We start from the raw sequence: 20,224 nt of genomic DNA, 5'->3' as shown, positions 1-20,224 counted from the left end.
AAATGTAAACACGCTCACACTTTATAAATTATCCGTTCAATTTTCCGACTAATTCAAGCACTTCAAAAAAAGGTTGAGACTCAAATTTTCCAAATCCTTGCATTTTATTTGCTCTAATTTTGCTGGTTAATGGGGTTGGAATACCACATAAAAACCGAGCAAAAACGGCATTGGCTAATGGCTCTTTGCTGCTGTTTTGAAGCTCTTGGCACCATATTTTTACATTTTCGTCATCCGCAATAAAGTGAGACGAACTGCGAGGTAAAATAGCAGCTTCAGATCGACAAGCAGAGCAGTGACCACATTTTTCAGGCGCATTAAAATCAGCAAAGTAATGAGCAAGGGCATGGCTTAAACAGCTTTTGGTTTCAAAGAAATCCAACATGGCGTGAATTCGATTTATTTCACTCTGTTCTTTATTTTTGAATAGTTGATGTTGCTCTTGAGAGAGAACATGCGTACTTTCAACTTTGTTTAAAACCTGATAAACCTCAGTCATTTGCTTACTTTCAAGCTCTATCCAACCTTGTTCATTAAAATAATCTAATGCCGCGATCACGCGTTTTCGCTCACCTCGAAACCCCATCCATAAAGCATCAAAATCGACTGTATGCCAGGTTTTTGCTTTTGGTGAACACTGAAAAATAGTTGATACGAATTGCTGACGTTCCGTTTGAAACCTAGCAATAATGTCGTTTATAGGAATAAGTGTTTTAAAACGATAATCGGCATAGTAGCTGTATTTAGCTTGAATGATTTTTTTCAATTCTAAATAAACGAGTAGCGTTTTTAAGGGTAATTGACGAACATTGCTGTCTTTAGATAAACGCAGTAGTTGTGTCTCCCACGTTTCATTCGCTTGGTAAATGTCATCCAATACATATTGGATTGCTTCTCTGTCTGGTGTATCGCCATACACAAAGTTCTCTAATACATTTAAGCCAGAGGTGTTGGCTAATACAGTACAAAAAGAGGGTAAACCATCACGACCTGCACGGCCGATTTCTTGTGAATAGTTTTCAATAGATTTAGGTAAATCAAAATGAATGACCTGTCGAATATCCGATTTATCGACTCCCATACCAAATGCTATGGTGGCAACGATACAATTTATTTCACCATGCATAAATTGATGTTGAATCGTTTCTCGGACGTCATTTTTTAAACCAGCGTGATAAGCCTTAGCTTGAATGCCATTACTTTGTAGCCACTGAGCAACGTTTTCAGCGGTTTGTTGCAGCGTGACATAAATAATACTTGGTTGGTCTGGTCGTTGTTTTAATGTTGCAAATAGCGCTGAGCGTTTTTGCTCTTCTTCAACCGGAATTATAGAGATATCTAGATTTGAACGGTAGAAGCCTGTGATTACAATATCATCTTGAGCAATATTGAATTTTTTACTCATATCTTCAATAACCGCAGGTGTTGCTGTAGCAGTTAGAAGTAATACCTGAGGAATATTCAGAGCTTCGCGATCTTGTGGTAGTTTTAGGTAATCGGGTCTGAAATTGTGACCCCATTCCGAAATACAGTGTGCTTCATCCACCACTAATAATGAAATATTAATTTGAGCGATAAATTGACGAAAGCGCTCATTCTTCAAGCGTTCAACAGAGATCATTAATATTTTAATTTCACCGTTTCTTACGCCTTGTAAAATGGCTTGAGTTTCTTCTCTCGTTTGAGTTGAATCGATTGAAGCCGCAGCGATACCTTTACTTTTTAAAAAAGCGATTTGATCCTTCATTAAAGCCAAAAGTGGGGAAATAACTAAGGTAAGATTTGGCAAAATAAGCGCAGGCAGTTGGTAACAAAGAGATTTACCTGATCCAGTTGGAAAAATAGCAGCAGATGAGTGACCATTTAGCACTTTCTCAATCACTTGCTGTTGACCGCCTCTTAGAGAATCAAAGCCAAATGTTTCTTTTAACGTTTGTTGATACATTAGTAATCTACCTTCTTTCTCATGCTCTTTGTTTGACCGCGCTGCGATTTTTTATCCATACGCTTATGCTGTGAGCTTCGTGTTGGTTTGGTCTCTTTACGTGCTTTTTGAGTCTCAGTAGCAGATTGAATGAGTTGCTTTAAACGATCAAGAGCATCTTCTCGATTTTTCTCCTGTGTCCGAAATTGTTGCGCCTTAATGATGATAATACCTTCCTTGGTGATACGGTGATCACGCATTTTCAGTAAACGCTCTTTGTAGAAAGCAGGAAGCGTCGAACGGTTAATATCAAAGCGAAGGTGAATGGCACTAGAGACTTTATTTACATTCTGACCACCAGCACCTTGTGCTCGAATTGCAGTAAGTTCAATTTCCCAATCGGCTAATTCGACTTGGTTTGAGATGGTTAGCATGTAATAAACCTATGATCGTTGTTCTAATAGAGGGTATACTACCAGTTAGCGTCAATGCGCACCATTTTCAATACAAAGGTAATTTCATGAGTGTAAAAGAAGAACTGCAAAAAATTCATAACCGTTTAGATCGTTGTAAGCACCGTTTAGCGGCTGCGCAAAAGCGTGATGATCAACCCGTCGTTAAGCAATTCTTGCATGAAATTCAAACGCTTGAAAAAAAATTAACAAAGCTTAAAGGTAAGCAACAGTTTGAAACAGGTAACAAAGGTACTGAAGTACGTAACCTTCCTTTCAAGCGTGCAATCACTAAAGCAGAACAAGCTGATATGGGTAAACTTAAAAAATCAGTTCGTGGCTTAGTTGTTGTTCACCCAATGACGGCACTAGGTAAAGAGCTTGGCATTAAAGAAATGACAGGTTATGCACCACAAGCATTCTAATTATAGAGTGTATTCAGTTTAGAAGGCATCGGGTGTCAGTTCATTCGGTGCCTTTTTCTTTTTTCGCTATTTCTGATCACAGATTGTGATTGGTATTACTCGTAAGTTGATATGACAAATACTAAATCAAACGTTACTAAGAAATCATTACACCCACGTAATAAACACACAGGAAACTATGATTTTCCCGCTCTGATTAAGGCGTGTGCAGAATTAAAACCGTTTGTTGAGACCAATCAATACGGTAATGAATCGATTAATTTTTCAGACCCTCAAGCGGTTAAAGCGCTAAATAAAGCGTTATTAGCGCATTTCTACAATGTACCATTTTGGGATATTCCGCAGGGCTACCTGTGCCCACCGATTCCTGGGCGTGCTGATTATATTCACAATATTGCTGATTTACTTGCTATTACTAATGAAGGGACAATCCCAACAGGTAAGAAAGTAAAAGGCTTAGATGTAGGTGTGGGCGCAAACTGTGTTTACCCAATTATTGGTAATCGTGAATATCAGTGGAGTTTTGTTGGCTCAGATATTGATCCTCAATCGATTAAAATGGCCTCGTTCATTGCCAATAATAACCCAAGTCTAAAAGGCATTGAGTGTCGTCTGCAAAAGAATGAAGAGAACATTTTTAAAGGCATTATCAAGCCAACTGAGTTTTTTGACTTTACTATGTGTAATCCTCCTTTCCATGCATCAGAAGCAGAAGCGACAGCAGGAACTGAGCGTAAGCAAAAAAATCTAGCAGCAAATAAAGCGAAAAAAGGCCACGCTTTCCAAGAGATGCAGAATGCAAAAGCATTGAACTTTGGTGGTCAAAAAGCAGAATTGTGGTGTGAAGGTGGTGAATTAGCCTTTATTCTTAAAATGGCTCAGCAAAGTCGTGAATTTTCACTACAAGTACAATGGTTTACTACATTGATTTCTAAGAAAGAAAACGTAGCTGAGCTGTATAAAGAATTAGAAAAGATCGGCGTTAAAACGATTAAAACGATTGAAATGGCTCAAGGGCAAAAAATCAGTCGTTTTGTGGCTTGGACTTACCAAGCGAATGTAAATTTGTAAGCTTTTAGGTTTGATTGTTAGTTGTTGATAATAAAGAACTTATTAATTATCTCATTATCAATAAACATCAACGTAAATTACAGACACATTCAGTAACATACTCGTTTTATTTAGATTAATAATTTTAACCATTTAACTGTCAGAATATAGGTAATTCAACAGTTAAATGGTTATATTATGAAATCCAAAACGCTTCTTGCTTCAATCATTAGTGCAGCTTTACTCGTTGGCTGTAGTGATGAATCAACTGCTCAACGAGCTCCGCAAGCCCCACTTGTTGGAACTTACACCGTTGAGCCTATTTCGTACCAACAAGGAAAAACCTACATCGGTCGAATCGAAGCCATGGAAGATGCTTCTATCTCAGCTCAAGTTTCAGGATACATTCAGTCTCGCCAGTTTAAAGAAGGCCAAATGGTTGAGAAGGGTGATGTACTTTTCCAAATTGATCCTTCCTCTTTTGAAGCCCAAGTTGCCAACGCAAAAGCCGGAATTACTCAAGCTAATGCAGCGCTTAAAAAAGCACAGTTAGATTTTAATCGTGGCAAAAATCTATTACCGAAAGGCAATATTAGCCAAGCTGAATTTGATGGTCTAACCGCGCAATTATTGAGTGCGGAAGCACAAGTTGAGGCTGCTCAAGCGCAATTGAAGTTGGCACAAGTTAACCTGTCTTACACCACCATTACCGCTCCATTTACTGGACGAATCAGTGACAGTAAAGCCAGCATAGGTGATTTAGTTTCTCCTGCATCTGGTGTATTAACCACTTTAGTTAGCCTAGACCCAATTCATACTCGTTTTACCATCAGTGAACGTGAGCGTTTGATGATGGGAATTGATGCGATTGAAGGGGATGGAAAAGGTGCATCAAGCCAAGTGGAAGTGGTATTGAACCTTGAAAATGGCAAAGAGTATAAACACCTTGGTAAAGTCGATTTCATTGGTAACCGTATCGACAAAACAACCGGTACATTAACATTACGTGCTTTGGTTGATAACCCTGAGCATACGTTGCTTCCTGGTCAGCACATCAATGTAAATCTTAGAGAGAAGACACCTACAGAAGTTTTAGTTGCTCCAAGACGTGCTGTACAAAGTGATTTAGAAGGCGATTTCGTCATGGTATTAACGGAGGGCAATATTGCTGAGCGTCGTAATGTCATTCTAGGCAAGCAATTACCTGAAGGTGTGATCATCAGTTCAGGAATAAACGCTAATGAACAAGTGTTAGTAAAAGGATTGCAACGTGTAAGAAATGGAGTTCAGGTTCGTTTAGAGAACACGGAGTCTTAATATGCTAAGTCGATTTTTTATACAGCGTCCTAAATTTGCTCTGGTTATTTCTATTATCCTCACTCTTGCCGGAGCCATTGCATTAGCGGTGTTACCTGTTGCTGAATACCCAAAAATCAGTCCGCCATCTGTCAGCGTAAGTGCTTATTACACAGGGGCAAGTGCTGAGGTGGTTGAACAGGCAATTGCTGATCCCATAGAAACTTCCGTCAATGGCGTAGAGAACATGATTTACATGTCTTCAAAAAGTGCCAACGACGGTTCATATTCATTAAATGTCACCTTTGATGTGGGCACCGATCCTGACATGGCACAGGTTAACGTTCAGAACCGTGTGGCGCAGATTGAATCTAAATTGCCACAAGAAGTGCGTATGGTCGGGGTTACTGTTAAGAAGCGTTCTCCAGACCTTTTGATGGTATTGAACTTCTACTCACCTGATGGGAAATATGACGATCAATTCTTAATTAACTACGTAAACCTAAATATCAAAGATCAACTTGCTCGTGTTACTGGCATCAGTGAAGTTGGAGTGCTTGGTGGTGGTGAATACGCCATGCGTGTTTGGCTTGATCCAGACAAAATGACCAACTTAGGTTTAACCACATCCGATGTTCATGCCGCTTTAGCAGAACAAAACGTACAAGTTGCAGCGGGTAAAATTGGTGCTGCACCTTATGCAAGTGCGCAAGATGTGCAGTTTAACTTGGTAACTAAAGGGCGTTTAGAGTCGGTTGAAGAGTTTGAAAATGTGGTACTTCGAGCAAACAACGATGGATCTTCTGTTTATTTAAAAGACATTGCCCGTGTTGAGTTAGGTAAGAAATTTTACGATGGTAATGGCCAATTCAGAGGAAAAGACGCCTCTATCGTCACCCTTTCTTTGCAGTCTGATGCGAACGCATTGGAGAGTGGAAAAGCGGTCATGGATATGCTTGAAAAGTTAAGTGCGACTTTCCCTGAAGGTCTGGCGTATGAAACCAGCTATGACACCACACTGTTTGTTGCAGAGTCCATTAAAGGGGTAGTAAAAACCTTAATTGAAGCGATTCTACTGGTTATTGCTGTAACGTATCTGTTCTTAGGCAGTGCTCGTGCGACGTTAATCCCAGTGGTTGCGATTCCAGTGTCGTTAATTGGTACCTTTGCTGTTATGCTGATGACAGGGTTCACCATTAATACCGTGACGCTATTTGGACTTATTCTTGCCATCGGTATTGTGGTGGATGATGCCATTTTGGTTATCGAAAACGTCGATACTATTATGAAGCGTGACCCTTCATTAAGCCCAAGAAAAGCCACTTTGATTGCGATGAAAGAAGTAACAGGGCCAATCATTACGTCGACTCTGGTACTGCTTGCGGTATTCATTCCTGTTGCCATGCTTCCGGGGATCACCGGCATCATGTATCGTCAGTTCGCATTAACCATCTGTATTGCGGTAATTATTTCATCCATTAATGCACTGACATTGTCGCCTGCATTGTGTTCTCTGGTTCTAAAACAGGGAGGGGATAATACGGCTCGTTGGTTTAAAGCCTTTAACCGTGGCTTAGATAAAGTAACGGATAAATACGGTGAGATTGCGGGTTTCTTTGTACGAAAAACCATGATCTTGATGACATTCTTTGTGATTGCTTTAGGTGCAGTAACCTTCTTTGCAAAGACCACATCAACGGCGTTTGTACCACAAGAAGATAAAGGTATTTTACTGGTTAACGTTCAACTGCCTGATTCAGCTTCACTTTCTCGTACTGAAGAAGTGTCTGCCAAGGTGCTTGAGATCATCGAGCAAGAGCAAGGTGTTGATGGAGTTACCGTAGCTAATGGTTATGCGTTCTTAACAGGTGCTGCAGCATCAAATGGTGCGTCACTGTTTGTGAAATTAAAGCCTTGGGGTGAGCGTAATGACATGGATGGAGATAACTCTTCATTTGCAATTACCAACCGTATTAACGGGCGTGCAGCGATGGAGTTACCTGAAGCGGTTATTTTTGCCATGGGTGCGCCAGCGGTTCCGGGAATGGGTGCAGCGTCTGGTTTTGAATTTGTTCTTGAAGATACATTAGGTCGTAGTCGTACTGATTTGGCTAATGTGATGAATCAAGTGATTCAAACCGCCAATCAACAGCCTGAAATTCAATATACATTCAGTACGTTCCGTGCCAATGTCCCACACTACTATGTGGATATTGACCGTGAAAAAGCAAAACAATTAGGTGTTTCATTAGGCTCTATTTTCCAAACACTGCAAGGTAACTTAGGTTCAATGTATGTGAATGACTTTACTATGTTTGGTAAGAACTTCCGAGTCACTATGCAAGCTGATGGGCAGTATCGTAGCAGCATGGATGATTTGGATAAATTCCACGTTCGTGCAAGCTCTGGTCAAATGGTACCATTAAGTACATTAGTCACTTATGACACGGTATTTGAACCTGATGTAGCGTGGCGTTACAACATGTATCGTTCAGCGGTGATCCAAGGACAGCCAGCGGCGGGGTATTCAAGTGGTGATGCCATTGCAGCGATGGAACGTGTTGCAGCTGAAGTGCTTCCACATGGTTACCAATATGAATGGACAGGTATGGCGTATCAAGAAGTGAAAGCGGGTAACCAAGCGATTTATGCGTTTGCGTTAGCGTTGATCTTTATCTATCTATTCATGGTGGCACAATACGAGAGTTGGAGTATTCCACTTGCGATTATTCTTGTGGTGCCAGTGGCAACCTTTGGATCTTTCCTTGCGCTTAATTTAACGGGGATGCCGTTGAATTTATACGCACAAATCGGTCTGGTTCTCTTAATCGCACTGGCCGCCAAAAATGCCATTTTGATTGTTGAATTTGCGAAAAATGAGCGTGAAGAGAAAGAGGTAGGCTTAGATGATGCGTCAGTGAATGGTGGTCGTTTACGATTCCGCGCGGTAAACATGACATCGTGGTCATTCATCTTAGGTATTCTGCCATTGGTGTTTGCATCGGGTGCAGGCTACATCAGTCAAAACTCTCTGGGTGTGTCACTGATTGGCGGTCTACTATGTGTGTTATTAGTGGGTACGCTACTTATCCCAGGCTTCTATGCAATGGTACAACGTCGTCGTGAAAAGCTGCACGGCGGAAGCACCAAACTTATTCCTTTAGATGATGAGTAATTTTGCAAGAAGCTAACGCATTAAGCGATTAAATATAAATTTAAAGGGGCCTATGTGGTTCCTTTTTTATATTTTTATTTTAGAGTGATTCATATCGGTGATAGTCATTATTGGTGTTATACTTATTACGTGAATTGCGACCATGTATGACGGAATGATATGAAAAAATACGAATTAGTAGTACAAGATATTATTAGTAAGATTTGTCAGCATAGTATTAATCATAAATTACCACCTGAAAGAGATTTATCTGAAATATATGGACTTTCTCGATTTACGATAAGAAAGGCATTAGCTAAATTAGAAGCGATTGGCATTGTAAAAGCTAAGTTAGGCTCAGGGTATTTTGTTAATACATCAGTAATGGGTACGCCATTAATTTATAATTCCATTACTGAAAACAGTTTTGATGAAATGTCATATAAGAAAATAAAGCTTAATAAAAAACTACCAGACCAACAGGATAAGCAAATATTCTCAATTAGTGATGATGATTATATATGGAATATAAGAAGATTAAGGCTGATTCATAATAAAGTTATTCAAATTGAAGAAGCTAAAATTCCGGTTAGATTATTTCCGGAAATGAATGAGCAGATTATTGAGAACTCGATTCAAAAGCATGCATTAGCGATAGGTTTAGACATAGATAGTTATTTAACTAGTTACCAAGCGATTAGTGTATCAAGGGAAGATTCAGAACTTCTTGATTGTAAAAAAAATACAGCAGCAATGAATATTACAAATCGTGGTTTTTTAAAAAATGGTGAGTTATTCATCGTCAGTAATATTATAGATATCAATTATCAATGTACGTATCACACCCCATTTAATAGTGAGAGTATAGATTATCGAGATAAAAAATAGCCGCTTAGTTATAAGCGGCTATCGTTTTTAAGGGGTGTGAATAGACCCATCAGGGAGCCTACTTTGAGTCCATTCATGGGGACGATACATTACCGGGAATTCAGTCGCTGCTTCTCTATTGATTTCGACGCCAATCCCATTGGTTTCTGATGCGTAAAGGTAACCATTAATCGGCTCTGCAGCATTAGGGAAAACACGCTTGGTATTCTCGTTATATTCAACATGCTCTTGAATCGCCGCATTATGTAAATGTACGTTTAAGTGTGTATTTACAGCAGCACCAATAGGAGTCATATCTGGTGGGCAATGCCAAGCCAGACGAACCCCAAAGGTTTGGCACAAGTGAGCAAGTTTTAGAGCTGGAGTTATCCCACCAATTTGAGAAACATGACAACGAATAAAATCAATTCGTCGATTAATGATCAGTGCTTTCCACTCTTCAGGATTATTAAATAGCTCTCCTAATCCCAATGAAACCGAGGATTGGCTTCTGATATTATCTAACCATTCAGTTTGGTTAGGCGGCAAAATATCTTCAATAAAATATGGCTTAAACTGCTCTACCTCTTTTGCAAATTGAACGGCTTGATTGGGGAATAAGCGCTCATGAACATCATGCAAAATGTGAAATGTATTACCGTATTTTTCTCTCAAAAGTCGGAACATGGTTAAGGTATTATCCATGTATTGATCTTGATCGTAGTATGAGCCTTCTGTTGGGTTTTGCGCTGTGTTTAACTGGCTTGGAACACCACCATAAAAGCCCAATTGACAACGTATATGCTTGTAACCCTTATTTAGAAATGAGTCGACCAAGTCATAAATACCTTCCATAGTATCGCTGGTTGCGTGGGTGTATACAGGGATCGCATCTCTTGATTTCCCACCAAATAATTGATGTAAAGGCATGCTTGCTAATTTTGCTTTAATATCCCATAACGCCATGTCTACACCAGAAATGGCATTATTAATAACAGGTCCATTACGCCAATATGCGTTAACCATCATCATTTGCCAAATATCTTCAATATTATTCGCATCTTTACCGATAAGAAGTGGTTTGAGATATTCGTCAACCATAGTTTTTACCGCTAATGGTCGTTGCTGAAAAGTCGCACAACCAAAACCAGTTACTCCATGATCAGTTTCAACGACAACAGTAATTAAGTTATGTCGGTCTGGCTTTGTAATTATACAATCGATGTTGGTGATGATGGTTTTTTTCACAATTAAACAACCTAAATTAATAATAACTTCTATTATATAACCGTGTTAAAAGTAACATTTCAAGCCCTAATTTTAGGGTGAAAATAATTGGTCTGAAAAGGTTTTTTAATTGATTAATAAAACAGACCAATCCTGAAAAAAGGCCGAAAAAATAATTTTACTGAGTTTAAATGTGAGATAACTCTCTTTTTCTAGAGTTGGATTAATATGGGTTGTCGTTATGATATCTCCAACTTAGTCATTCCCAAAAACAGGTATGTTATGCAAAGCATTGACACAAATAACGAGATCCCAAGAGATATAGACTCGACATCTAAAGAACTGAGCTTTGAGGAGAATTTACAGTTATTAATTAAAGCTCTTGGCAGTGAAAATAATATAAATAGTACGACTCACTGCATGACTCGCTTACGATTTAAGTTAGTGGATGAGTCGCTTGTTAATCAAGATGAAATCAAAAAAATAAAAGGCGTAAAAGGGGTTGTTTTACAACAAGGACAAACTCAAGTCATTATCGGGGTTGAGGTTGAAAAGTGGTATAATGCGATTTCAAATATTTCCAGCAACACAACGTCATCAACGGAATCAAATAGCCTTGAAAAAGGTAAACTATTTCAAGGTGTCATGCGAATTGTTGCGGGTATCTTTGGCCCAGTAGTTCCTGCGATTGCTGGTGCTGGTATGTTGATGGGGCTGCTTTCTGGTCTTATTGCAACCAATGTGATTTCTGAGTCCTCAGATACGGTGTATTTTTTCCGTTCTATCTCTGTTGCTGTATTTTTCTTTTTACCTATGTTGGTTTCATTCTCAGCGGCGAAGGTGTTTAAAGTTAATGAATACATTGCTTTGGCTGTTTCATCAGCAATGCTTGCGCCTAAATTAATAGAGAAAGCAGCGCAGTTAAAAGATGTTGGTGCAGTGCCTGAGTTAACGGTGCTTGGCGTTGTTCCTATTGAGTTGCTAAATTATGGCGGTGCGATTGTCCCTGCGATATTGGCTATTTGGGTGTTGTCGAAAGTAACGCCTTTAGTTGATAAGTTGGTTCCTTCATCAGCAAAACCTGTATTTACGCCACTTTTAGCCTTTACGGTAACCTCGACCATTACGCTATCGTTTGTAGGCCCTGCAGGTATTTGGTTGAGTAATGGCGCTGGATGGGTGGTTGGCTCGTTACTTGAGATATCTCCAACGCTGACAGGTTTTGTCTTTGGCCTAACTCGCCCAATTACTATTGTATTTGGTATTCACCACAGTATGACGCCAATCAGTTTAAATAACTTTGCGCTATACGGAAAAGATTTATTAATGCCAATCATGTGTTTAGGTAACTTGGCGATAGCTGGTGCAACTATGGCAGTATGGCATAAGCAACGTAAATACGTATCTAAAGAAGAGTCGTCTATCACATTAGGTTCAGGTGTTACTGCAATTCTAGGTATTACAGAACCGGCGTTATTTGGTGTTCTGACTAAGTATACGAAAGCGTTAATGACAGCAAGTTTGGCTGCGGGCGTATTTGGTGCTATATCAGTCACTATTGATACTCATTTAAACAGCTACATATTATCGTCTGTATTCAGTTTACCTGCGTATCTATCAGGCGGAACACAAAACTTTATTCAAGCGATTTTGGGTGTGTGTGGTGTGTTTGTTCTCTCTTATATTCTAACGTTATTATTCGTTAAACTTGATGATAAGTAACCTCTCTTAGTTAGTCATATAAGTGAGCCGTTAATTGCTAGCAAATAATGGCTCACTTTCATTTTTAAGTCGTAACATTAAAGGAAATATATATGAGTCACATCGCTATTATTGGTGAATGTATGATTGAATTAAATGGCGACCCCTTTGGACAAATGCAGCAGAATTACGGTGGGGATACCTTAAATGCTGCGATATATTTGAATCGAAGCCTATCAAGATCATCGAAAGAAACTCATGCAGTTCAAACCAGTTATGTTACTTCTTTAGGAACTGATGCTATTAGTCAAGAGATAATGAAACGCTGGAAAGAGGAAGGAATATCAACAGATTTTACTCTTCAAGACTCTCATCATTCTCCGGGGCTTTATTTGATACAAGTGGATGAGCAAGGTGAGCGAACATTTTTGTATTGGCGTAATGGCTCCGCTGCACGTTATATGATTCAGCACCCTGATTTTGGAAAAATTCGTAAGGGCCTTGAGAGAGTTGATGCCATTTTTGTTAGTGGTATCAGTTTGGCTATTTTACCTGATGAAGACCGATGCACGTTATTAGCTTTGTTAAATGACTTACATCAACAAGGGATTACGATTATTTTTGATAGTAATTATCGACCAAAGTTATGGGATTCAGAAATAAAAACAAAAGAGGCTTATCAGCAAGCGTATCAAACGACTGATGTCGCATTGGTGACATATGAAGATGAACAGCTTTTATGGGCAGACCAAGATCCAACACAAACCATTCTAAGGCTTCATCAATTAGGAGTGAAAACCGTTGTTGTAAAATTGGGTTCTAAAGGTTGCCTGATGAGCGAAAGCTCAGATCATCAGCCAACATTAATCGCAACGAAACAAGTCGAAACGGTTGTAGATACCACTTCTGCAGGTGACTCATTTAATGGTGGATTCTTATCTTGTTACCTTACTGGCGGCTCAGTGGTTGAAGCGTGTCGTCGAGGTAATGCATTAGCTGGCCTTGTTATTCAACATCATGGGGCAATTATCCCTAAACACATTACAGACACACTTTAATACCAGAGTAGGAATATAAAATGTCGACAATTAATGAACAACTTCAATCGCTAAAAGTCATTCCAGTTATTGCATTGGATAATGCTGAAGACATCATTCCGTTAGGTAAGGTGTTATCTGATAATGGACTGCCTGCGGCTGAAATTACTTTTCGCTCAGATGCAGCAGTAGAAGCCATTCGCCTTTTAAAGCAATCACAGCCTCACATGCTGATTGGTGCTGGAACAATTTTAAATGGTGAGCAAGCACTTGCAGCAAAAGAGGCAGGAGCAAGTTTCGTTGTGTCTCCTGGTTTCAATCCAAATACAGTTAAAGCATGCCAAGAAATTGGGATTGATATTGTTCCAGGCGTAAATAACCCAAGTACAGTAGAAGCGGCATTAGAAATGGGGTTAACTACGCTGAAGTTTTTCCCGGCAGAAGCATCTGGTGGCCTTAATATGGTTAAATCTTTAGTGGGTCCTTATGGTGATATTCGACTAATGCCAACGGGTGGAATCACAGCATCAAACATTAAAGACTATTTAGCAATACCTCAGGTTTTAGCGTGTGGTGGTACATGGATGGTAGATAAAAAACTAATTGAAAATAAAGATTGGGATACCATTGCACGATTAACAAGAGAAATTGTTGAGAAAGTAAAAAGCTAATTTAATTTTTAGTTCACCACTGTTAGAAGGAGCCTATGTGGCTCCTTTTTTATACGTACCATAACCGAATAGTCTGAATAATTTTCGTATTCGCACTAAAATTAAGGTTTAATATCACAATGTATTTGGATTGGTTTCACTTTAAATCAAATCGACGGGTGTTTTAGGTAAAGGTATGTCTCTGGTTAATCAACTTTCTCTATTTATCGATGTGGTGCAACAAGGCTCATTCACTAAAGCGGCCGCATTGCATGATATGGATAATTCAGCGCTTTCAAAACAGATCAAAAAATTAGAAGCAGAGCTAGGTGTTCAGTTACTTAACCGCTCGACTCGTACTTTCTCATTAACACCAGCAGGCGAAGAGATCTTAGAGCAAGCCCATCAGTTAGTTGGCTCATTAGATAATGTGAAATCCATTGCAGACTCATATCAAGCAGTACCAAAAGGGCGAATTAGAATTACAGCTCCATTGCATATTGGGCAAGGGTATTTACAACCTGTTATCAGTCAGTTTATGGCCACTTATCCCGATGTTGAGGTGGTTCTGATGATGGATGATAAGCGCTCCGATATTATTTCAGAGCACTTTGATGTCGCTTTTCGATTAGGTCGATTAGATGATTCAAGTTTAATAGCGAAAAAAGTGGCAGATATTCGAGGAGTGATCCTCGCTTCACATTCATTTATTGAACGCTTTGGAGAGCCAAGTACACCAGAAGAATTGGTAAATTTACCCTCTGTTATTTACAGCAATGGCACATTAACGGTAGATACCGTTCGATTAGGTGAAAGCCCAGATTCATCTCAATTTAAAAGCTATAAAATGAAAGGTAACTATAAGGTAAATGATGTTCGAACCTTATTGTCAGCTGTTCAAGATGGTTTAGGTTATGCAGTGGTTGCCTCATCAAACCTTGAGCGTTCTATCGAAAGCATGGGATTAACAACGTTACTTACGGATTACCCGTTATGTAATCAAGGCTTAGCGGTATACGCACTTTATCCGCATCGAAAACAGACCGCATTGGTTAGAGAGTTCATTAGTGCCGTGCAAAAGCACATTGGTCATCCTCCGTTGTGGGAGCAACACATTCCAAATTTTGCCTCTTTATATCCAGTGAAAAAGGGGCAGTAGCCTCTCATTTTACGGTGGAGTTGTTCGGTGTAACGTCCTGAACAGTATATACTTCTGGGTGTTTATTGAATTTAAATTATCTCTGAGTACCAATTAATGCAAAAACATAACGTAAAATTTATTGCTGCTGATATGGACGGCACACTGCTTAATGAACATAGCCAATTAGATCCAAGTTTTTTCGATCTTTATCAGCAATTAGAAGATAAAAACATCATTTTTGCCGCTGCCTCTGGGCGTCAATACTACAGCTTGTTAGAAACGTTTGAGCCAGTAAAAGATCGAATGATGTTTATTGCTGAAAACGGCACGTTAGTGATGTATAAAGGTGAAGAACTTTATAGCTGTTCAATGGATACACCATCGGTAATCAATATCATTAAAACTGCTCGTGCGATTGAAGGTACACACATTGTGCTTTGTGGAAAACGTTCTGCATACATTGAAACACAAGATCCAAAAGCATTGGCAGAATTTTCAAAATACTACCAACGTTGTGAATATGTCGAAGATTTACTTGCGGTAGATGACGAGTTTATTAAAGTGGCGATTTGTCATTTTGATGGAACAGAAGAGTTCGTTTTCCCATCTTTTGATGCCAATTTTGGTGAGAGTCATCAAGTGGTGGTGAGTGCTAAGATCTGGCTTGATGTAATGAATGCGGTTGCTTCTAAAGGGGCGGCGATCAAACACCTACAAAACACACTGAGCTTTAGTTTTGAAGAGACAATGAGCTTTGGTGATTACTTAAATGATTTAGAAATGCTGCAAGAGAGTTATTACTCTTATGCGATGGAAAATGCACATCAAAAAGTAAAAGAGACAGCACGCTTTATGGCTCCAAGTAATAAAGATGCAGGGGTATTTACCGTGATTAAAGAGCAGGTGTTGTAAGCGTTTACTTATCGTATACTCGATATTAAAAAGCCCTAACAACACGTTAGGGCTTTTTGTTTTATAAGCGGTAAAACTGCTATGCTGGTGTTAATTCGCCATCATTTTGTTGATGAGAAATAGAGTCATCATAGAACTTATTTTTTACGATTTTTGTACCAGCCGTGCCATTTAGCGCATCTAAAGCTAAGTGCAAATCCGCAATGATACCGATAGAGATATCGACATTTTCAACGTAGTTGATCATCGAATCAATTTTGGGCTGCATAGAGCCTTTATCAAAAGAGTAGCCTTTTAATTCTTCGGTAGTAGCAATGTCTAGTTTGATTTGGTTTGGCTTGCCGTAATGGAAAAATACCCCATCACCATCGGTCAAAATTAAGAAGTAGTCAGCTGAGATCTGCTGAGAAAGCAGTGATGCCGTTGAGTCTTTATCAATAACACAATCGATATTTGTAGTGATACCGTGGTTGTCAGTACAAACAGGAATACCACCTCCGCCGCAACATATAACAATATTATCGTGCTGCAAAGCCAATGAAATTAATTCACTCTCACGGATGTTTTTAGGAGCAGGGGAAGCAACAACGCGTCTAAAGTAGTCACCATCTTGGCGAATAGACCAGCCAAACTCTTCAGCAAGATCGTACGCTTCTTTTTCAGAATACACTTGGCCAATGAACTTGGTAGGGTCATTAAAAGCGGGGTCGGCTTTATCAACATCGACATGGGTAAGAATTGTCGTTACGTTACAATCAACACGGTTACGTAATTCTTGCGCAAGCATAGTTGCTATCATCCCTTGAGATTCAGCAACTAAACAACTAAGAGGATAAGAAGGAACAGCATCAAAGGCATCATTTTGTTGGCTTAATAAACCAACTTGTGGGCCATTTCCATGAACAATAGCAATACGGTACTCTTTGCTTAATTTCGCAATAGACTCTGCCGCTACCTTTACGTTTTCAAGTTGATTTTCATAAGAAAGAACCTGACCACGACGCAATAGTGCATTGCCACCTAGGGCAATAACAATTGTTGGTTTCATTGTTGTACGACTCATTTTAAATTTTCTCAATGCCACATTAGTGCTGTTATCGCTAAATAGAGATTTATTTTTATCTCTATTTGGCCAGCGTCCATTTATCACAAATCTATTGTGTTCAGTATTCCCTTACTTAGTCAGAAAAGGTTCTACGAATACACAGACTGGACATTGAGCGGGGATTCTATACTGGAAATATCAGCAACGCACCGTATTTATCTCGTAAATGAGAAATATATGTAACCAGTTGTTTCTTAGGTTGATAAGTTGTATATGGTGGCTTGCTGGTATATTGAACTGCAGTGAGTGAATATGTAGATAAATGTTCTTTTCTTTGTTGTTTTTACAGTAAATGCCATAAGTTGAATATAAAGAATGTTAACTTATGGCGTTAATCTTGTGTTTGTTGTTCAAAATTAATATTTAGTGGTTTTACGAATTTTGCTTCGTCTTGATAGCGATTTCGAGTGTCCCACAAATCAACAGCATGTTGGATATTAAGCCAAAACTCAGGAGTGTTACCCAGTGCAGCAGCCAGTTTTATCGCAATAGGTGCCGTTAAGATCCCACCGTTAATTAGGTTGCTTACCGTATTTCTGTGAACACCCATAGCTTCAGCTAATGTTTTAGATGTAATTTTTAGTGGATCGAGAAATTCGACTTTCAGCATTTCCCCAACGCTTATTGGGCGACGTTTAGTTTTACGCATATTGCTTACCTTAGTATTTATGAGGATCTAAATAGGTATCTTTAGCTACACCATTATCCCATCGAAAAATTAATCGATATTGTTTATTTACTCTGATAGAGCACCATTCAATTAAGTTACCAGTTAAGTACTCGAAACGATTTCCCGGAGGTACACGTAAATCAGATTCAGAGTGGGCGGCATCTAAGATTTCTAGCTTTCTATATAGAGCATTTTCAATACTTTTCGGAATTAAACGATGTCGTTTGTCCTGTTCATAAAATTGTTCTAACCATTGCTCTTTAAATTTTAATGACATTTTCATTGCACAATACTATTGTGCACCTAATAAGTGAAAGAGTAACGCACAATCATGGTGTGCACAAGTTTTGATGTAAATCTAAACAATGAACGAGTGCTCATTGTCTCTGATGGTATTAGATTAGTGGTTTATTTTAAGAAATGTGTGAAAAGGTACTGGGTTGTGAGTGATCTAAATAAATCGTGTAAATATGTTTTTTGAAAGAAGAGTGCTTGTGCGAGGGAGTTTGAGAATATAAGAACTGATGCTGAAAATAGGAGATTGGTTTAGGAAATGAATAACGTTGTGTTTCAAGTTAGCTTAATGAATCTCCAGAAATAACTTTACCAACCAAATCTCTACTAGATTATCCCTTAATAATGATAAAATCGCCATATCAGAATAACCGAGAAATCCTATGTTTATCCATCATGTTAACGACATCGACTGGCTAGTGATTACAGCTTTTGAAGAACTGAAAACTATGTTTATCGAAGAAGCCGGTGCGATTCCATCTTGCTTCTCTATCAGTAGTGAATTGAGCCTGATTGATCAAGCCAAGCGCACTTATGGGTATTTGCCTGCACTCAGTGGTGTAATTACCGATACTGGTACATTTCAACGTCAGAATAACGAAGAAGATTTGCTTCCACAGCTTGCTTGCCTAGTTGAGGGGCGTGGTAGAGTATTTATCTATCATGGCGGCTTTGTGGCTTTTGTGGATGACGAGCAAACCTTTATTACACGAATGGACTGAAAATAATTCAGTTCAGATGCCGATCAACTAAAAAATAAACAACCCGCCAATCAGCGGGTTGTTTACTATCTAGCTCTCATATTTAATCTATCACGCGGTGACTGACTCATCTCTCGTCATTCTTTTTACTAATAGCGCTCTTACCTTGTCGTATATAAGATTAAAAGCAAAGGCGTAAATGGTGATAAAGATAGTTACGCCGATATCCATCATAAAGGCTTCCCAGATCCCAACGCTTAATAAGTAAGCCATTACTGGCACTGTGACAAACAGTAACCCAACTTCAAATAAGATAACGTGGAAAACGCGTAATGAAAGCGTGCGTTGTGTTTTTTCACCTGTGAAAAATTGATCGAAAATCCAGTTATAAATGAAATTCCAAATCATTGCGATAGTAGCAACGACTATCATGGTTCCTGATAGTGCCGTAACATCATGATCAGTAAAAATAGCTAATCCAATAATAGATAAGCTAACGGCTAATACTTCAAATAAAACGGCATGAAAAATGCGCTCATTGGTTTTCATCTTCATTGGTGTATTCTCAAAAAAATGGGGCAGTTCTAAAATAAAGAAGCGCGATTATAAAGAGTGAGTAAAAGAGATAAAGTTAACAGCCATCACAAATCGTGATAGCTTAAGCGCGGGTCTACTTACTTGAGTTAAATGTTATGTACAGTTTTGAGCAATTAAAAATCTTTGTCACCGTGTGTGAGTGCGGTTCTTTCTCGGCTGCGGCTCGTCAATTAAAACGTGCTCAATCAGGCGTGAGTCAGGCCATTGCTAATTTAGAGATCTCGATTAACCAAGAGCTGTTTAATCGTGAGAAAAATACGCCAGTACTGACAGAGAAGGGTAAGGCTTTATTGCCGATTGCTCAGTCTATTTTGCACCAACAGAAATACTTTGATCAAAAGGTTGAGTCGTTAGAAAGAGAGCATGAATATGAGTTGGTTATTGCGATTGATGAGAGCTTAATTAATGATGATTTATTGCAAATTTTAGCGACATTGGCGGATAAGTTTCCCGTTACTGATGTTGAAATTATTACGACCTCAACCTTTGATGTTGAAGATCTGGTTAGAAAGGGAAAAGCACAAGTAGGTATCGTCTATGCTGATGGCGAGCTTAAAGTTGATATGGATTTTTTCACCTTAGGACAAATACGTTTTCTTACTGTGGCTGCGCCAGATCATGAATTAGCGGCTTTACAAATGGTGAATGATGCGGCATTGAAAGGACATCGACAGTTAGTACATCGTAGCTCGAAGGGGAAAGAGTTATGGTTCAGTTACGGGATCAGTTCAAAACTATGGTACGCCAATACTCATCAAGCCTTAATAGAGTTAGCGTGCCGTGGTGTGGGTTGGAGTATCGTTCCAGAACATACAGTGACAAGTCTCATTGAGCAGAAAAAGTTAGTTGCGCTACCGATTGCTCATGAGTTTCATGGTTGGCTAACGCCTATGGGTTGCTTGGTCTCTCGGCGTCACGCATTTGGACCCGTATTAGAGGATCTATTGTCATCACTGCAAGAGTTAAGTAAAACAGCTCATTATTAATAGTGATGAAAAATAATGAGCATATCTACAGTTGC

General features: G+C 39.1%; 19 protein-coding genes. 12 read left to right on the top strand and 7 right to left on the bottom strand.

What is annotated here, in order from left to right; translation table 11 throughout:
• Positions 1 to 28: 28 nt before the first annotated feature.
• Complete coding sequence (locus GNP81_RS15600) at positions 29 to 1,945, bottom strand: RecQ family ATP-dependent DNA helicase (protein WP_155673977.1); 1,917 nt, start codon at positions 1,943 to 1,945, stop codon at positions 29 to 31.
• A complete protein-coding gene (gene arfB / locus GNP81_RS15595; protein WP_155673976.1) occupies positions 1,945 to 2,358 on the bottom strand; it encodes an alternative ribosome rescue aminoacyl-tRNA hydrolase ArfB in 414 nt (137 codons plus the stop codon). Before arfB ends, GNP81_RS15600 begins: the two co-directional genes overlap by 1 nt.
• Positions 2,359 to 2,444: 86 nt before the next feature.
• On the opposite strand from arfB, the gene GNP81_RS15590 reads away from it, so the two are divergent.
• The 5 genes from GNP81_RS15590 (at position 2,445) to GNP81_RS15570 (ending at position 9,189) form a co-directional block, all read left to right on the top strand.
• Positions 2,445 to 2,801 (top strand): YibL family ribosome-associated protein, encoded by a 357-nt coding sequence (locus tag GNP81_RS15590; RefSeq protein ID WP_005423881.1) that lies wholly within the window; start codon positions 2,445 to 2,447, stop codon positions 2,799 to 2,801.
• A gap of 111 nt (positions 2,802 to 2,912) precedes the next feature.
• Positions 2,913 to 3,872: a 23S rRNA (adenine(1618)-N(6))-methyltransferase RlmF gene (gene rlmF / locus GNP81_RS15585; RefSeq protein ID WP_005423879.1), complete on the top strand. Its 960-nt coding sequence runs from the start codon at positions 2,913 to 2,915 to the stop codon at positions 3,870 to 3,872.
• Positions 3,873 to 4,049: 177 nt separating this feature from the next.
• A complete protein-coding gene (locus tag GNP81_RS15580) occupies positions 4,050 to 5,168 on the top strand; it encodes an efflux RND transporter periplasmic adaptor subunit (RefSeq protein ID WP_155669538.1) in 1,119 nt (372 codons plus the stop codon).
• Between the two features lies 1 nt (position 5,169).
• Positions 5,170 to 8,322 carry an efflux RND transporter permease subunit gene (locus GNP81_RS15575; RefSeq protein WP_155673975.1) on the top strand — a complete coding sequence of 1,051 codons (3,153 nt, stop codon included), beginning with the start codon at positions 5,170 to 5,172 and terminating at the stop codon, positions 8,320 to 8,322.
• 159 nt (positions 8,323 to 8,481) lie between these two features.
• Positions 8,482 to 9,189 (top strand): GntR family transcriptional regulator, encoded by a 708-nt coding sequence (locus GNP81_RS15570; RefSeq protein WP_155673974.1) that lies wholly within the window; start codon positions 8,482 to 8,484, stop codon positions 9,187 to 9,189.
• A gap of 27 nt (positions 9,190 to 9,216) precedes the next feature.
• On the opposite strand, the gene GNP81_RS15565 is transcribed toward GNP81_RS15570, so the two are convergent.
• Positions 9,217 to 10,416, bottom strand: a complete 1,200-nt coding sequence (locus tag GNP81_RS15565; protein ID WP_336495476.1) for an enolase C-terminal domain-like protein — start codon at positions 10,414 to 10,416, stop codon at positions 9,217 to 9,219.
• A gap of 261 nt (positions 10,417 to 10,677) precedes the next feature.
• On the opposite strand from GNP81_RS15565, the gene GNP81_RS15560 reads away from it, so the two are divergent.
• From GNP81_RS15560 to GNP81_RS15540, 5 genes are all read left to right on the top strand, one after another.
• Entirely contained in the window at positions 10,678 to 12,117 is a 1,440-nt protein-coding gene (locus GNP81_RS15560) for a PTS transporter subunit EIIC (RefSeq protein WP_155673973.1), read from the top strand.
• A 92-nt stretch (positions 12,118 to 12,209) separates the two neighbouring features.
• The gene (locus tag GNP81_RS15555) at positions 12,210 to 13,154 is read left to right on the top strand and encodes a sugar kinase (RefSeq protein WP_155673972.1); all 945 of its coding nucleotides are present in this window, start codon (positions 12,210 to 12,212) and stop codon (positions 13,152 to 13,154) included.
• Between the two features lie 20 nt (positions 13,155 to 13,174).
• Positions 13,175 to 13,804 carry a bifunctional 4-hydroxy-2-oxoglutarate aldolase/2-dehydro-3-deoxy-phosphogluconate aldolase gene (locus GNP81_RS15550; RefSeq protein ID WP_155673971.1) on the top strand — a complete coding sequence of 210 codons (630 nt, stop codon included), beginning with the start codon at positions 13,175 to 13,177 and terminating at the stop codon, positions 13,802 to 13,804.
• A 175-nt stretch (positions 13,805 to 13,979) separates the two neighbouring features.
• Complete coding sequence (locus GNP81_RS15545) at positions 13,980 to 14,942, top strand: LysR family transcriptional regulator (RefSeq protein ID WP_063663180.1); 963 nt, start codon at positions 13,980 to 13,982, stop codon at positions 14,940 to 14,942.
• Between the two features lie 96 nt (positions 14,943 to 15,038).
• A complete protein-coding gene (locus GNP81_RS15540) occupies positions 15,039 to 15,836 on the top strand; it encodes a Cof-type HAD-IIB family hydrolase (RefSeq protein ID WP_155673970.1) in 798 nt (265 codons plus the stop codon).
• A 79-nt stretch (positions 15,837 to 15,915) separates the two neighbouring features.
• Here GNP81_RS15540 and GNP81_RS15535 read toward each other — a convergent pair whose 3' ends face one another.
• From GNP81_RS15535 to GNP81_RS15525, 3 genes are all read right to left on the bottom strand, one after another.
• Positions 15,916 to 16,899 carry a carbamate kinase gene (locus GNP81_RS15535; protein ID WP_063645993.1) on the bottom strand — a complete coding sequence of 328 codons (984 nt, stop codon included), beginning with the start codon at positions 16,897 to 16,899 and terminating at the stop codon, positions 15,916 to 15,918.
• A 373-nt stretch (positions 16,900 to 17,272) separates the two neighbouring features.
• Positions 17,273 to 17,590 (bottom strand): HigA family addiction module antitoxin, encoded by a 318-nt coding sequence (locus GNP81_RS15530; protein ID WP_155673969.1) that lies wholly within the window; start codon positions 17,588 to 17,590, stop codon positions 17,273 to 17,275.
• A 10-nt stretch (positions 17,591 to 17,600) separates the two neighbouring features.
• Complete coding sequence (locus GNP81_RS15525) at positions 17,601 to 17,888, bottom strand: type II toxin-antitoxin system RelE/ParE family toxin (protein ID WP_155673968.1); 288 nt, start codon at positions 17,886 to 17,888, stop codon at positions 17,601 to 17,603.
• A 400-nt stretch (positions 17,889 to 18,288) separates the two neighbouring features.
• On the opposite strand from GNP81_RS15525, the gene GNP81_RS15520 reads away from it, so the two are divergent.
• On the top strand, positions 18,289 to 18,627 hold the full coding sequence (locus GNP81_RS15520; protein WP_155673967.1) for a cytosolic protein: 339 nt from the start codon (positions 18,289 to 18,291) through the stop codon (positions 18,625 to 18,627).
• A gap of 90 nt (positions 18,628 to 18,717) precedes the next feature.
• Here GNP81_RS15520 and GNP81_RS15515 read toward each other — a convergent pair whose 3' ends face one another.
• On the bottom strand, positions 18,718 to 19,155 hold the full coding sequence (locus GNP81_RS15515) for a PACE efflux transporter (RefSeq protein WP_196587379.1): 438 nt from the start codon (positions 19,153 to 19,155) through the stop codon (positions 18,718 to 18,720).
• A gap of 143 nt (positions 19,156 to 19,298) precedes the next feature.
• On the opposite strand from GNP81_RS15515, the gene GNP81_RS15510 reads away from it, so the two are divergent.
• Complete coding sequence (locus GNP81_RS15510; RefSeq protein ID WP_155673965.1) at positions 19,299 to 20,189, top strand: LysR family transcriptional regulator; 891 nt, start codon at positions 19,299 to 19,301, stop codon at positions 20,187 to 20,189.
• Positions 20,190 to 20,224 lie beyond the last annotated feature (35 nt).

It is taken from the genome of Aliivibrio fischeri (assembly GCF_009727955.1).
GTDB lineage: Bacteria > Pseudomonadota > Gammaproteobacteria > Enterobacterales > Vibrionaceae > Aliivibrio > Aliivibrio fischeri_A.
The sequence above is the reverse complement of the archived record's forward strand: the minus strand, read 5'-3'. Positions and strand labels throughout refer to the sequence as shown.